Raw genomic sequence first — 14328 nt, forward strand, 5'->3', positions numbered from 1 at the left:
CAATCAATATTGTTATGCTGCTCCTGGTCTCTGTGGTAAAATTATACTGTACGCCTCCTGGCAAAACAGGACAAAAATTGCTCGGATAAGGAACCTGCGATGGATCATTATTTGCTCGAAACATTGAATACAACAACTGCATATATGGAAGAACATCTGCTGGAGCCGCTGTGCCTGGATGATATCGCGGCAAGGGTGAATATCTCCAAATTCCACCTGCTGCGCATCTGGAAGGGAGCCACAGATACCGGGCTCATGGAGTATGTCCGCAGAAGACGGATTGCGCTCTCCCTTGGCGACCTGCTTCACCACCAGAACAGCATTGATTTCATCTCAGCGAAATATTCCTTCGGCTCAGAACGGGCCTATAACCGGGTCTTCAAGGATGAATACCAGACCACACCAGCCAAGTGGCGCAGAAATCCCGCTCCGCTGAATATTCTGGACCGCTTTAATCCGGGCCTGCTCGGCCGTGCGGCGGAAGGGCTGGTATACTTCCGCTCCATGAGCGTCCTGCCGGCCTTCTCCATTGCCGGACATGCAATGAGCATTAACGGCCGGGAGAACGCCAGCTCTCTGGAAGCAACAGAGCGGGCTGTGCATTTCTTTTACCATGACCGCCCGAGAATTGAGAATCCGGTGCACAAGGATGTCTATGTCGGCTTCACCTCAGTTCCGGAGCCATTCGAAGGTTCAACCTTGTACCAGCCCTCCCTGCAGATCAGCACCAGCAGCATTATCCCTCCGGATATGCAGGTCCGGCATGTCAAGGCGCATAAATACGGTGTGTTCACCTATATCGGCCTTCATCGTCCTGAGGATCTCTCGGCCTTGACTCTGCAGGAGGTCTGGAAATATATTTTTGAGACCTGGATGCCCGCTATGCAGATTGATATCCCTGAACGTTTCAGCTTTGAAAGGGTTAACTACGCCAAGTGCAGCAAGCATTACTGTGAGTGCGATTTGTATTTTCCAGTTTCGGCGTTATGATTTGTCAGATAAAAAACGCCGGACACGAGGACTGTCCGGCGGTTTTTTACAATTATGCATTTCTATGGTTATCGGGTGTTATCCTACGTTTAAGCCTGCGCTGCAAAATCCTCTGCCGATATCTGATGTCCGTGCTCCTTCAGGAACTCCAGATGCCTCCCGATCAGCGCCGCAACCGCCACATCATTGTGCTTCCGGCCTGTCCGCAAGCCATCTGCCATTGATGTCATAAATGCAGCACCTTCTAATGCTATTTCATTCATATGTTGCGGCTCTACAGGAGCTGAATCCAGCAGTTCATAATCATAAGTTTCTTTCAGATACTCATTCTGTTCCTGCAAGGCTGCTTTCCAATCCTCTTCTCGCTCGAAACCTTTAAACAGTTCCTTATCCTCCATTGGTTCTCCTCTTTCCCGGCTCGTTTTGGTCTTGTGCAGCGTTTCGATAATCCGTTCAAGCCTCTGCTTGCGTTGTTGAATCCGTTTTTCCTGCTCCTCCAGAATGGTTGAACGGTCCGGATTGCCCTGAAGCAGCTCCTTAATTTGTTCCAAAGTGAAATCCAGTTCTCTGTACAATAGAATTTGCTGCAGACGTTCCAGTGCTTCCGTTCCGTATAGACGATAGCCGGCACCGCTGATTTCAGTCGGGATAAGCAGACCTATTCTGTGATAGTGATGCAGCAGTTTGACGGTTACCTTCGATAATTCAGCTACTTCCTTTACGGTGTACAACAGCTGAGTCACGCTCCTTTCAAGCTTCAGTGTATTGCCTCCCCTTAGAGGAGAGTCAACACTTTCATCACATTTTCACCCCCGTTCTTTCTCCCAGATGGTCATCTCTGCCTCCAGCGCAAAGCCAATCCTCCGGTAAAAAGGCTGCATAGGCCCCGTATACGCTTTGACCATGCCCAGCGTCCGCAGACGGTTCAGGCCTTCATATATCACGGCTCTGCCCAGCCCCTGTCTTCTGTAATTCACATGTGTTCCAACCGGCTCGAGCATGCCAATCCTATTCGCTTCATCCACAAAAATATTGCAGAAGGCCACGACCTCTCCCGCAGCGTTCACCAGCGACAGATCCAGCCCGGGGCGGTACCCCGGTGCTTCACGAAGTCCGCCATAATGCTGCAGCGTCTGCTCCGCTTTCTTCGTGCCTGCATAGTCAAAAGCCATAATATGCCCCTGCGCCTTCGCACGGTCACTGACTTCATCCCCGCAGCAAAGGGTGAAGCCATGGGGAAGGTCTGCCCGGAATTCCTGATCCAGCGCGACCGAAATGATATTATCACTTTCATTGCGCAGCAGCTTATATCCCCGGCTGCGCGCCATCGCTTCCAGCGCGGGCATGAATTTTGGAATGGCCAGCTTAGGGCTGTCCGGACTGGAACTCTTTTCTATGAAACCGAACATTTCGCTCAGCAACTCCTCCTGCGGCTCCAGCGTATCCAGCTGAAAATAGTAGTCTCCGTCACGGCAGACAACGGCGGCCAGCTCACCCGCCTCATCTTCCCACAGTCCTATATGCTGCTCCCAGCCGCGCAACATGCCCGCTCTCTTGTGAATAAAGAATATTTCAAACTCCCAGCGGGCAATGGACCAGCTGTTCAGCCGTTTCAGCCTGGAGTAGACACGGGAAATATACTCCCGCACCTTCATCCTATCTTGCGGAGTATAGGCTCTATATTCTGCTCTACCTGCTCTATCTGTTCTCCCTGTTCTCTTAGTCATTTCATCCTCCAGAGGCTCTGTCATGCCTTCATTCTACGGAACAGGCAGAGGACATTATATACCAAGCTCTTCTAGAATTGTTTTATCTCACAGCAAGAACCCGCAGATCAGCTCTGCGGGTTCTTGGAATATACGATTTTTCGGATGCTGTCTATGGATAATCCATATTGCTCACACAACTGGCTCATGTCCGCGCCTTCACGGAAGCAATTGCGTATCTCCCCGTTCCGGATCTTATAGTAACCGGCAGCACCGGAGCTTTCGCCCCATTTTCTGCGGCTGCTCGGACGGGTGGGGATATACAAGGCTTCCCCATGAATATATTGCTGAATTTCCTTCAGCAGGTGGTCTGGCAATAACGTTGCTGCATTTACACATTTCATCTTTGGCCCGCTCCGTGAACTACACACCACCTATTAGGTGGTTGCTTCTTGGTCAATAGAGCTAACGCTCCAAGTTTACCCAAGCTTACTGGCTCGTTCCTAGCCCATAGTGCCATTTACATGGCTAGTTTCAAAAGATTGGAAGCCGCATTGCGATCTCGATCGTGCTCCGTATGGCACTCTGGACAAGACCATTCCCGTACAGCCAAATTCTTGACTTCTGCATTTTTGTAGCCACAACAGGAACAGAGTTGACTGCTTGCATAGTTTGGAGGAGCAATGATCAATTGTCTATCATACCATTTCGCTTTGTAGGTCAGCAGTTCTCGGAATAACCTCCAGGAGACTTCGGATATGGCCTTCGCTAATTTATGATTTTGCAGCATGTTCTTTACACGCAAGTCCTCCATTACAATCACTTGGTTTTCGTGGATCATTCGGGTGGACGTTTTGTGCAAGAAGTCTTTCCGCTGGTTTGCTATTTTTTCATGCAGCTTCGCCAATCTGAGTTTGGCTTTGAATCGGTTGTGGCTTCCCTTTTTCTTTCGGGATACGTTTTTATTCAGCATTTTTAATCGTTGTTCCGATTTCCGCAGATGTTTCGGATTCGCAATTACTTCACCCTCCGAGGTCACCGCAAAGCTTTTCAGTCCTAAATCGACGCCAATTTTCTTGGCAGCTAAAGGTAATGGCGTGCTTTCTGTTTCAACTCGGATGGACGCAAAGTATTTGCCGGACGGTGTTTTAGAGATAGTACAGGATTTGACCCGTCCTGAGAAGGGGCGGTGTATCTGGATTCGGATTCTGCTCTTTAGCTTGGGGATTTTGAGCATCCCATCTTCAATTGCTATCGTTCCTTTTTGATTGTTTGTTGTAAAGCGGTCTGTATGTGTTTTCTTGCTTTTGAATCGGGGGAAGCCCATAGTATTCTTCTGAAAAAATTGTTTGTACGCTTGGTCCAGATGGAGCTGGGCATTGGTCAGGGCCAGGCTGTCGATTTCTCGGAGCCACGGGAAATCTTTCTTGTAACCCGCAGGTTTTGTATGGAGCATCGTTGCTGTGATTTGGTAATGTTTAATCTTATCCGATAACATTTTATTGTAGATAAAACGGACGGCACCGAATACGTTAGCGAAATAGTGCTGCTGCTCACGGTTAGGATAGATACGGTATTTATATGCTTTATAGATAAGCACACGATGCACCTCATTTCCAAACATTCACAAAACAATTATAGCACGTACGTTCTTATAATAGGATACTTTTTTCCATATACGAAGAAAGATAGTAGTCATTCATCCCGCCACTTTAGAAGTCGGGGAATTCTGACAACCTAAAATTCTAAAATAATACCATCCGTAACACAACGTGGAAGTTTCACTGTCCTTTCGCCTTGAGAAATTAAATATAATTAAACTTTACTGTCTAAAAGTTGGTTTTTTGCGGGAGTCGATTATATAATGGGGTTTATATGGTAAAGAAAGGGTGCTGATAATCCAATGAAATTCTCAGAATACCGTTATGAACGTCCGGATGTGGAGCAATTTAAGACCGATTTCACAACCTTACTGAAAGGCTTGGAGAATGGCAGTCTGGAGGAGCAGAAGGCTGCGGTTGCAGCTATGAATGAGCTCCGCAGCAAATTTGGTACGATGGAGACCCTGGTCAGCGTCCGCCACTCGATTAACACCGAGGATGAGTTCTACAAGGCTGAACAGGATTACATGGACGAGATCGGTCCGGTGGTCCAGGAGTACATAACGGATTATTACAGAGCACTTGTAAATTCCAGGTACAGAGCCGAATTTGAACAGGAATGGGGAACGCAGCTGCTAAGCTTGGCCGAAATTTCCCTGCGTACCTTCAGCCCTGAAGTTATCGGAGACTTACAGCTTGAGAACAAGCTGTCCTCCGAATACGCCCAATTGATCGCCTCAGCCAAAATTAGATTTGACGGTGAAGAGCGTACCCTGGCCCAGCTGATCCCTTATGATTCATCGACGGACCGTTCTGTGCGCCAGGGAGCTTTTGAAGCCAGATATGCCTTCATGTCAGAGCATGAGCCGGAGCTCGACCGGATTTATGATGAGCTCGTCAAGGTACGGGCCAACATAGCTGCCAAGCTTGGATACAGCAGCTTTGTGGAGCTGGGGTATGAACGGATGATGCGTACGGATTACAATGCCGGGATGGTTGCTAATTTCCGCAAGCAGGTGCTTGAGAAGATCGTTCCTCTTGCAACGAAGCTGAAGCAGCGCCAGAAGGAGCGTCTGGGTCTGGATGAATTGAAATTTTACGATGAGGGCATTAGCTTCAATTCCGGGAATGCTACACCCAAGGGCGATCCTGACTGGATTGTGGCTAACGGTGCGAAGATGTACAAGGAGCTGTCGCCGGAAACCGATGAGTTCTTCACCTTCATGCTGGACAATGGGCTGATGGATCTGGTCAGCAAGAAGGGCAAGCAATTCGGCGGTTACTGTACCTATTTCAGCGACTATCAGGCACCGTTTATTTTCTCCAACTTCAACGGAACCTCAGCGGATATTGATGTGCTGACCCATGAAGTGGGGCACGCCTTCCAGGTGTATTCCAGCCGCAACTCCGGTGTTCCGGAATATGCTTTCCCGACCTTTGAAGCCGCAGAAATCCACTCGATGAGTATGGAATTCTTCGCTTGGCCGTGGATGGACCAGTTCTTCGAACAGGATGCGGACAAATACCGCTTCAACCACCTGGCAGAGAGTCTGTTGTTTATTCCTTATGGTGTCTCTGTCGATGAGTTCCAGCATTTTGTCTATGAGCACCCGGAGGCGACTCCGGCTGAACGTAAGCAGGCCTGGCGGGAAATCGAGCAGAAATATCTGCCCCACCGTGATTATTACGGCAACGTCTATCTGGAGCAGGGCGGCTTCTGGCAAAAGCAGGCGCATATCTACCGTTCCCCGTTCTACTATATTGACTATACGCTGGCCCAGCTCTGCGCCTTCCAGTTCTGGAAACGCTCGAATGAGGATTTCAAATCCGCATGGTCGGATTATCTGCGCCTCTGCAAGGCTGGAGGAAGCCAGTCCTTCACGAAGCTGGTAGAGCTTGCCGGACTAATCTCACCGTTCGAGGACGGCTGCGTCAGCTCCGTCATCGGGGATATTGAGAGCTGGCTGAACAGCATTGATGATAAGACGCTGTAAGCAGGGAATCTCCTATGGCAACAAAGCCACTGAACAATTAACTTAAATAAAAGATACTAATAACGAGCCTCTGGAATCACTTCCAAGGCTCGTTTTGCATTCCGGGAAGATGTGCTCCCCCATTTTTCAGTTTTTTAGAATAGGATGGTTTATCAAGTGGCTCCGTTATCGGGTGTGGTTTGCTTACTTCACTGAAGATGTTATGCTTACTCTCAAAAGTCCTTAAGGACAGGGGGAAGGCGAGGCTGCGTTTGGACATCAACGATCTAATCACTCTATGGAATCAGGCGAATTGCAAGGTCATAGATATCCGCCGGATCACAATCAGGGCTGGTGAATCCCCGCTCTCTTATAAAGTACCTTCCACCCTATTCCTCATGTCGATCCGGGGGAATGCTACAGCGGAATTGGACCGGCAAATTTATCGCATAGAGCGCTTTACAGTACTTCATGCAGGAAAAGACAGTGTACTGAGCCTTGCTGCAGGCAGCGAGGGCTTGGATTACTATACCGTTTATTACAGAGCCGGCAGTAATCTTCCGGCTTTATCAGAACTTGACGGGCGACCGGAGCAGGCTCACCCCTTTGATCATTCGTACAGCATTACGCCGGAGAATCCGATAGTACTGCATCAGATTTTAAGTGAAATGTATAAGGATTGGTGGAAGCAGAAACCGCTCGTCCAGCTGCGGGCCCGGACTTTACTCTACCAGTTCGTATATGAACTGCTTCATCAAATGCAGGCGCATGTGATAAGTCCGGCTAAGCGCGATCTGGCTGCCCGGGTTGCTGCGTTCATCCATGAGCATTATGCCGAGTCTATTACGCTCGAATCGCTATCGGACAACGTGAACTACAGCATCCCTCATTTATCCTCCTATTTCAAAACCCGTACCGGGCTAAGCCCCATTGATTATCTGATCAAGGTACGCATCGATAAGGCAGCGTCCCTGCTGCTTGAAACGGATGCTACGCTGAAGGAAATTGCAGCTGGCGTCGGCTATCAGGACCCGAGTTATTTGGGCCGGCTGTTCAAAAGATATAAAGGCGTTTCTCCCATACGCTACAGAGAAGTATATGCCACCAGGAACATACCAGAAGATCGTCCTGTCATAACCATGGAATCCTCCATTGTCCCTCCTGAACCCTTTGACTATACTAATATAATTGATAACGATTATCAGTTAGATCGTATAGAAGAGGGAGATGTATTCATGTTTAAACATTCAAGGCCTACGCTGGCATCGCTATTGCTGCTAAGCTTCATTCTGGTGCTGAGTGCATGCGGCACGAACGGGGCAGCCGAGCAGCCGCAGACCAAAGTAGTTTCGACCGTTAACGGAGAGGTGGAGGTACCCCTTCACCCCAAACGGATTGTTGCCGGTGAGTATCTGGGCAGTCTGATTGCGGTGGGCATTACGCCGATCGGAACCTCCGATCATCATATTAAGAATCCTTATTTCCAGGAATATTTGAAGGATGTTGAGAACATAGGGGAAGGCAACGGCAACGTAGAGAAAATTCTGGCACTTGAGCCGGATTTGATTATTATGGACGATATGTATCCCGAACTGAATGAGCAGATGTCAAAAATAGCGCCTACTGTCGTGATTCCGTATGCTTCCTTAAAGACCGTACATGAGGAGGTCGCTTATTTCGGCGATCTGCTGGGCCGTGAAGAGGAAGCAAAGGCCTGGCTCACCGACTATGACACCCGTACCGCCAGCGCCAAAGAAAAGGTGCTCCAAGTCATACCTGCCGACAGCACCTTCTCCGTTATTGAATCGAGCGACAATAGCCTGATGGCCGTCGGAACCTCTTTCGGCAAAGGCGGCCAGCCGATATACAACGGATTCGGGTTCAAGCCGCCTGCGGAGATTGCAGCAGAAATGGCCGATCCCGGCTGGGCTTCATTCTCTGCGGAGGTCCTGCCCAAGTATGCGGGAGATTATATTATTCTGACCTCCGATTCGGAAACGCTGGATGAACTTCAGGCGGACCCGATCTGGGGAGCACTTCCCGCAGTCAAGAATAATCATGTGTTCTTATGGACAAGCGACCGTTCCGGTTACTGGGACCCGATAGCTATTCTTAGCCAGACCGAAGAATTGGCCGCATGGCTTACAGGCTTATAAATTATTCGGGAAACAGGTAGCCAAGCTATACCCCAAACCCCAAAAAGCACTCCCGGCCAGTACCAGCGGCGGAGTGCTTTTGGGATGTAATCTATGTATAACAGCTCTATTCCAGCGGCGGCTCCTGCAGGGCAAACAGAGTCTCCACCGGCTTGAAGTAGAGATGGCCGTCCGGCCATGGCTGGAAATGCAGATCCATCCGCGAGTCTGCCCACACTTCCGGAGTTCCGGATGTAGCCAGCTTCCCCAGCAGCACGGGTACCTCCACCACTGCCGGGAACTCCTGATAGCCGAACAGGAGGTTCTCATGTATTCCGATCACCTCGTATTTCGGTCCATGGAAAGCCTGTTCCTCCTGCAGCTGATAGTGATAATAGACATAGCTCGCTACCCTCTCCGGCTTCAGATGCGCCACTCTTCCGACCATCTGCTCAGGCTTGGTCTTGCGCCGCCAGTGCGCAGCATCCGCTGGCGCATTGAAGTGAAACACATCGATCAGCGGAATCCATTGGCGGGGCTGAGCTTCTCCCGGCCAGTCGGCCAGATACTGCGCCGCCTGCGGCAGCAGTGCTTCCGGCAGGATCGCTTCCTCCATACATTCATAGTAGAGGAACACATTGTGATTCCAGCAGAATCCCGCAGCCGTCATCAGGCGGCCCTCCCGGATCATTCTTGCCGCTTCACCGCCGGACCGCAAATATTCCTTGCCTGCTTCGCCTGAATCCTTCAGGCATGCTCTTGCCATTACCCTGATCATATGTTTTGTTCAGCCTCCCGTTCTGCCTGAAACCACTTATTTCTTCTTCTGTGCCTTACCCGCTGCCTGCTGCTGATTCTCTTCCACTCTGAATTTAACGATCCTCGTAATGAGTTCATACGGAAGCGGCTCATGAAGCGGAAATTGCACAGAGCCTTTGGCCCCTTTATATTTCGCAAGTTCCTCTTTGAACGCTTCAATTCCCTGCGGTGCCGGATAGAATCCAATGTGATTCTTGAATGCGGCGAAATGCACCAGATTCTTATGCAGGAAGAAGGTCGGCATCTGATAGCTGATCTTCTCTTCTGCCTCTGGCGCTGCCTCCCGGATGACCTTGCGCAAGGTCTGCAGAATCTCCTGGACCTCTGGTGCATAGGCAGAAATATATTGATCGACAGATTCATAGGTGACTTTATTCTCTTCCATCGGGGCCCAACTCCTTCTATTTCATACTTAAGTTCGTAAGCCATTGCAGGCAAAGCGGAATGAACGCTTCGTAATCCTTCAGCGCTTGCAGCGTAGGCAGCACCTGGCTTGTCCCAAGCTCCCGCTCCGCTTCATCCGGGCCTTCCAGCCCCAGCGACCGCCGGATGCTGTAATCCAGCCAGCCCAGCTTCCCGTGGTAACCGCTGCTTAGCACCTCCGGCCAGGGGTCACGTGTCCCTCCCCCATGATTACGGTAAGCCTGAATCAGCGCACAGAAGGCCTCCTTGCGGATGTGACCACTCTCAAAGTCTGACCAATAGAGTGCCACTTCAACCAGCTCCTGCGCCGGGTTGATCCAGCCCGCAGCCTCCCAGTCAATAATAACGGGCCGGCCGTCATGATCCCACAGCACATTCTTCGGGTCCAGATCCCGGTGGCTGATGATCCTGTTGCCATTAAGGATCGGCATAGCAGCATTCACCAATTCCTCATAGCGGTAGAGCTTGTCCAGAGCATCCATAAGGGAAGCGGACCATGGAAGATCCATCACTTGACCTTGTACGGCATACCCTTTCCAATCGGTCTGCAATTGTTCCGCTGTGCTATCCCTATGGAGCTCATTATGGAGCGGAGAGAAGTCCGTGGCATGTATAGCCGCGAGAGCTTCCCCCATAGTAACGCAGTGCTCCAGCCCCGCGTTGCCTGCAGATATAGAGCGGCCTTCAATCCATGGAAACAGCAGATAATACTGCCCGTCCACTTCATGTACACAGCTCCCCTCATGTAGCAGTGCCGGGAGAGCATTGATTCCATGTCTGCTTGCCAGCTCCGCGGCCTTCTCGGCGGCTGTCAGGTTATTCATCACTGATTCCCGCAGCATGATCTGCGGATTCAGCGCTTTCACTGCGTACTCTGCCTGATCCGTGGTCATCCGGTACATCCGGTGCAGGAACCCGCCGAAGATTTGCTCCGGCTCAGTGCGCAGTGACCCCAAGTTATATGTAGCACATAGCTTTTCAAAATTCAATTTATAATTCGTAAGCATCATCGTCAGTTAGTCCTTCCGGCATAAAAAATCAAATACTCATCCAAGTGGGCTCTCCAATACTCCCCGTCATGTTTCCCTGCTCTTAAGTGATATTCAACCGGCACGCCCTTATCCTTAAGCAGTGTATATAATTGCTCTGCACCTTCATAGAACCGGTAGCTGTCCTCTTCCCCGCAATCCAGGTATACTGCTAGCCCCCTTAAATCCCTATCCTTCGCCAAAATAAGCGGATCACGCTCCTGCCGCTCCGCTTCTGTCGGATACAGGAATCGGATCAGGCCGTATTCACCGCCCACCGAAGACCAGTCATCCAGAAACAGCGCCGGACTATGCCCGCCTGCCCTGCTGTAAACATCGCTGTGCAGCAGCGCGGCATGCAGGCTGACAAAACCGCCCATTGAAATACCGCCAATATAGCGCAAATCCCGCTCAGCTATTGTGCTGAAATGCGAATCCACATAATTCACAACATCCTTCACCAGATAATCTTCATACATCCCGTTATAGGTCGTCAGGGGATCACCCGGATCGTTCACTGCATAGGTAGGAGAAGAATTCAGCCCATAGCTGTTATCCATCTGCGGGGAGACGATAATGAGCGGATGGATCTGACCTGCTTCAATCAGCCTGTCTGCATTCAGATGCAGCCCCAGACCGGCGATCATATCCGTTTCTTTGCCGCCGTAGCCGTGGATGAGATAGAGGACCGGATAATGCTGCTCCGTGCTGTACCCTACGGGCAGGTAAATACTGAGCCGCATCTCCTGATCCAGCGCCTCACTGTGGAATGTTAAATTTTGAATTCCGGGGGTCTGCAGCGGTGCTGCCGACGCAGTCCCTTCAGCTTCGGCTGCTGACGCTTCCGGGGAAGCTGTCTGGACGGCCGCTGAATCTGTACCGGAAGAACAACTCACAAGGGACATGCAGCATATTAGCATGATTAGCATCGTTAGCACCTTTAGCTTAGACCCGGCATTTCCGCGGCTTTGCATAAATCGCCTCCAATATTCCATTTATCCCACCGTATAATAACGCTTACAATAAACATTATCACATCAATGAATATTTATGTTATGACTATTCTGCCGGCTGGAGCCGGATCAAGCTGGAGCTCAGTCCGCTTCAGCAAGAATATCCGCTTTGAATAATATTATTTCTAATACAAGCATGTACAAGCACATACAAGCACGAAAGACCGCAGCTTCCGCGGTCTTTCGTCCCTATCTATACACAATCTCCATTCGCATCCCGGTCTGATGAGCGGGAAGATGGTATAAGCCTTAGAGTTATAGCCAGGCTACCCTAGTTAATCTTGGTGAGCAGCCACTTCTGGGCATCTGTTCCGTTGTCGGTCCATTGCTGCACTGCCGCACCATCCGCTGTAGAGGACGAGGAGACATCCATAGCCAACCCGCTCGCTTTGGATATAAGCTTGTAGTAGCCGCCGCCTACATCGATGATGCTCCAGCGCTGGGCATTGCTGCCATTGTCATTGGCCTGCTGCAGCTGGACTCCGCTTGAAGTGGAGGCATTCGGAACATCCAGCACCTTGCCGCTATGCATCGCAGTAAGCTTGTAGAAGCCGTCCCCTGTACTCTCCACTCTGAATTGCTGGTTGCTGGCAGTATAATTAGTCCACTGGTGCATTTTGGCCCCGTCTGCCGTGGAGACATCCTTCACATCCAGCACTTTGCCGCTTACTTTGGACATTAATGTGTATACTCCGCCGCTGACAATGCCGCTCGATGGAGCGCCTTCCTGATACACACGCACATAGTCAACCAGCATTTGTGCCGGGAAGCTGGTAGCACTGTTCGGTGCGCCCGGCCAATTGCCGCCTACCGCAAGGTTCAGCAGCAGGAAGAATGGTTTCTGGAATTCCTCTGTATTGCCTGTTCCGTTCTCAATATAGAATTGATTGAACTGGTTGCCGTCCACGAACCACTTGATATATTTCGAATCCCACTCCACGCTGTACACATGATACTGGGAGAAATCCAGACTTCCGGACACCTGCCCATATTCGGCATGCCCGCCTGCATCCCAATGCACTGTACCGTTGACGAAGGCGTTATTATTCACCCGTTCCATAATATCCGTTTCCCCGGAGGCCGGCCAGCCGGCCGTGGTAATATTGGAGCCCAGCATCCAGAATGCAGGCCATAACCCCTGACCGGAAGGCAGCTTGATTCTGGCTTCTATTTTGCCGTAGGTGAAATTCTTGAGGCCCTGCGTCTTGATCCGTGCTGAGGTATAATTCATGCCGCCATAGGATTCCTTCTGCGCTGTGATTACAAGGTTGCCGCCGGTAACCTGCAGATTCTGTGTCCGGTTCGTATAATATTGCAATTCATTGTTTCCCCAGCCGCCGCTGCCGGTGCCGGTCTCGGCAGTCCAGTTGGCGGTGTTCAGGGAAGAGCCGTCGAACTCATCGCTCCAGGCCAGATTCCAGGTTGAAGCTGCGCTGGAATTCCCCGTAGGCACCAGTGCGATTAAAAGCGTGAACAGCAGAAACAAACTTAAGACTTTTCCTCTTCTCAACATCGTTGTCCTCCTCTTTGCTATTCAAGGTTGCCCATCCTATTTCAATGCACGCGTACGTTCGTGCAGTTGAAACCTAACCCAACCGGTTTCGAAATATGGCATTTGAGAACGTCTTCATCCGCTACACCCCATATATATCGTTTTTACTCCCGGTAAGAACTGTAATTTTGACAATTCAGCGAACCCGGCAGAAACGGAAGGAGAAGTGACCGTGTGGACCTATACACTCTTAATTTCGCAGCAAAAGACCGCTTCCATAGAGGAGCGGCCTGTGCTTATCTTATGCTCTTACCTGCATTTTACTCCATTCCGTGCTCTTCACGGATTTTGTACAAGCCCTGCAGCAGCAGCTCCGAAGGATCGCGGTTCAGCTGCAAATGCGTCAGCAACAGATGAAGCGGGATCGCGCATACGTTGTTCCCGTCAGTGATTGCAGGGAATCCTGCTTCAAAGACCGGGCCGTGCTCCGGGTTAAAGGCCAGGCCTGCATGGACCTGCTCCGGTGCGAACTCTTCACGGACAGCGGCGATGCACATAGGAACCAGCACATTATCAACAACGGCCTTGGCTTCCTCTTCATTCGGAAGAGGTTTAGGCAAGGAGTTGCCTCCCTTGGTCTTCATCAATTCGTGGAAGAAGGAGGCCATCCAGATCTCCGGACTGCTTCCGGACTGGAATCTGCCGGCCAACTCACGAAGGAAGAACCCGCAGTAATAATCATCATTGGCACTGTCCTTGACACGATACACAAACACCGGGCCGTAAGTATCCAAATTCAGAACCTGGCCTTCCACTTCACTGAAACTCATTTTTAGAGCTACAATGCCGTTATGAAAAACAGCCTTCAGCAGCTCGTTCCATTTCTCTTCGGTCATGACCTTCTCGGAAGCTTCTGCTTCACCGTTTGTTGCCTCATTGGTTGTCTCACTGGCTGTCTCATTGGTTGTTTCATTTGTCATAATTATTTTCACCCCGCTTCCTATCATACCATCCTATTGAACAAGGTAACATACCATATCTCTCAACTCAAATGGAAAGCTCTGCCGGCTCAAATGTATGTCCCTAACCAAAAGTGCTATACTAAACAGATGGAGTCACCATTTCATTTCGTAGAAGGGAAGGACAAA

General features: G+C 50.3%; 13 protein-coding genes. 3 read left to right on the top strand and 10 right to left on the bottom strand.

Annotated elements, in window-relative coordinates; translation table 11 throughout:
- Positions 1–99 precede the first annotated feature (99 nt).
- Positions 100–990, top strand: coding sequence for an AraC family transcriptional regulator (locus GC101_RS19520; protein ID WP_171718583.1), 891 nt, complete (start codon positions 100–102; stop codon positions 988–990).
- 89 nt (positions 991–1079) lie between these two features.
- Here GC101_RS19520 and GC101_RS19525 read toward each other — a convergent pair whose 3' ends face one another.
- The 4 genes from GC101_RS19525 to tnpB form a co-directional block, all read right to left on the bottom strand.
- On the bottom strand, positions 1080–1733 hold the full coding sequence (locus tag GC101_RS19525) for a MerR family transcriptional regulator (RefSeq protein WP_343049765.1): 654 nt from the start codon (positions 1731–1733) through the stop codon (positions 1080–1082).
- Positions 1734–1796: 63 nt separating this feature from the next.
- Entirely contained in the window at positions 1797–2717 is a 921-nt protein-coding gene (locus GC101_RS19530) for a GNAT family N-acetyltransferase (RefSeq protein WP_171718584.1), read from the bottom strand.
- Positions 2718–2824: 107 nt separating this feature from the next.
- On the bottom strand, positions 2825–3100 hold the full coding sequence (locus GC101_RS19535; RefSeq protein WP_171718585.1) for a CD3324 family protein: 276 nt from the start codon (positions 3098–3100) through the stop codon (positions 2825–2827).
- A gap of 116 nt (positions 3101–3216) precedes the next feature.
- Positions 3217–4296 carry an IS200/IS605 family element RNA-guided endonuclease TnpB gene (tnpB, locus tag GC101_RS19540; protein WP_342423583.1) on the bottom strand — a complete coding sequence of 360 codons (1080 nt, stop codon included), beginning with the start codon at positions 4294–4296 and terminating at the stop codon, positions 3217–3219.
- A gap of 303 nt (positions 4297–4599) precedes the next feature.
- Here tnpB and GC101_RS19545 point away from each other — a divergent pair, with 303 nt between their 5' ends.
- Together GC101_RS19545 and GC101_RS19550 are read left to right on the top strand one after the other, a co-directional pair.
- The gene (locus GC101_RS19545) at positions 4600–6291 is read left to right on the top strand and encodes a M3 family oligoendopeptidase (RefSeq protein ID WP_171718586.1); all 1692 of its coding nucleotides are present in this window, start codon (positions 4600–4602) and stop codon (positions 6289–6291) included.
- Between the two features lie 251 nt (positions 6292–6542).
- The gene (locus tag GC101_RS19550) at positions 6543–8426 is read left to right on the top strand and encodes an AraC family transcriptional regulator (protein ID WP_171718587.1); all 1884 of its coding nucleotides are present in this window, start codon (positions 6543–6545) and stop codon (positions 8424–8426) included.
- 106 nt (positions 8427–8532) lie between these two features.
- Here the strand turns inward: GC101_RS19550 and GC101_RS19555 are convergent, their stop codons facing one another.
- The 6 genes from GC101_RS19555 to GC101_RS19580 all read right to left on the bottom strand — a co-directional run bounded on the left by GC101_RS19555 (position 8533) and on the right by GC101_RS19580 (position 14160).
- A complete protein-coding gene (locus GC101_RS19555; RefSeq protein ID WP_171718588.1) occupies positions 8533–9183 on the bottom strand; it encodes a hypothetical protein in 651 nt (216 codons plus the stop codon).
- 36 nt (positions 9184–9219) lie between these two features.
- A complete protein-coding gene (locus tag GC101_RS19560) occupies positions 9220–9609 on the bottom strand; it encodes an iron chaperone (RefSeq protein WP_171718589.1) in 390 nt (129 codons plus the stop codon).
- A 16-nt stretch (positions 9610–9625) separates the two neighbouring features.
- The gene (locus GC101_RS19565) at positions 9626–10603 is read right to left on the bottom strand and encodes a phosphotransferase enzyme family protein (RefSeq protein WP_171718590.1); all 978 of its coding nucleotides are present in this window, start codon (positions 10601–10603) and stop codon (positions 9626–9628) included.
- 56 nt (positions 10604–10659) lie between these two features.
- Positions 10660–11649, bottom strand: coding sequence for an alpha/beta hydrolase (locus tag GC101_RS19570; protein WP_246354403.1), 990 nt, complete (start codon positions 11647–11649; stop codon positions 10660–10662).
- 310 nt (positions 11650–11959) lie between these two features.
- Entirely contained in the window at positions 11960–13201 is a 1242-nt protein-coding gene (locus GC101_RS19575; RefSeq protein WP_171718591.1) for an RICIN domain-containing protein, read from the bottom strand.
- A gap of 299 nt (positions 13202–13500) precedes the next feature.
- Positions 13501–14160: a hypothetical protein gene (locus tag GC101_RS19580; protein ID WP_171718592.1), complete on the bottom strand. Its 660-nt coding sequence runs from the start codon at positions 14158–14160 to the stop codon at positions 13501–13503.
- Positions 14161–14328: the final 168 nt, after the last annotated feature.

The sequence above is a fragment of the Paenibacillus phytohabitans genome (assembly GCF_013141775.1).
Taxonomy (GTDB): domain Bacteria; phylum Bacillota; class Bacilli; order Paenibacillales; family Paenibacillaceae; genus Paenibacillus_AQ; species Paenibacillus_AQ phytohabitans.

Excerpts from the sequence above, each read along its gene's own strand:
- GC101_RS19520 (WP_171718583.1), top strand. The coding sequence starts at position 100 with ATGGATCATTATTTGCTCGAAACATTGAATACAACAACTGCATATATG.
- GC101_RS19530 (WP_171718584.1), bottom strand. The coding sequence starts at position 2,717 with ATGACTAAGAGAACAGGGAGAACAGATAGAGCAGGTAGAGCAGAATAT.
- GC101_RS19535 (WP_171718585.1), bottom strand. The coding sequence starts at position 3,100 with ATGAAATGTGTAAATGCAGCAACGTTATTGCCAGACCACCTGCTGAAG.
- GC101_RS19545 (WP_171718586.1), top strand. The coding sequence starts at position 4,600 with ATGAAATTCTCAGAATACCGTTATGAACGTCCGGATGTGGAGCAATTT.
- GC101_RS19555 (WP_171718588.1), bottom strand. The coding sequence starts at position 9,183 with ATGATCAGGGTAATGGCAAGAGCATGCCTGAAGGATTCAGGCGAAGCA.
- GC101_RS19560 (WP_171718589.1), bottom strand. The coding sequence starts at position 9,609 with ATGGAAGAGAATAAAGTCACCTATGAATCTGTCGATCAATATATTTCT.
- GC101_RS19570 (WP_246354403.1), bottom strand. The coding sequence starts at position 11,649 with ATGCAAAGCCGCGGAAATGCCGGGTCTAAGCTAAAGGTGCTAACGATG.
- GC101_RS19575 (WP_171718591.1), bottom strand. The coding sequence starts at position 13,201 with ATGTTGAGAAGAGGAAAAGTCTTAAGTTTGTTTCTGCTGTTCACGCTT.
- GC101_RS19580 (WP_171718592.1), bottom strand. The coding sequence starts at position 14,160 with ATGACAAATGAAACAACCAATGAGACAGCCAGTGAGACAACCAATGAG.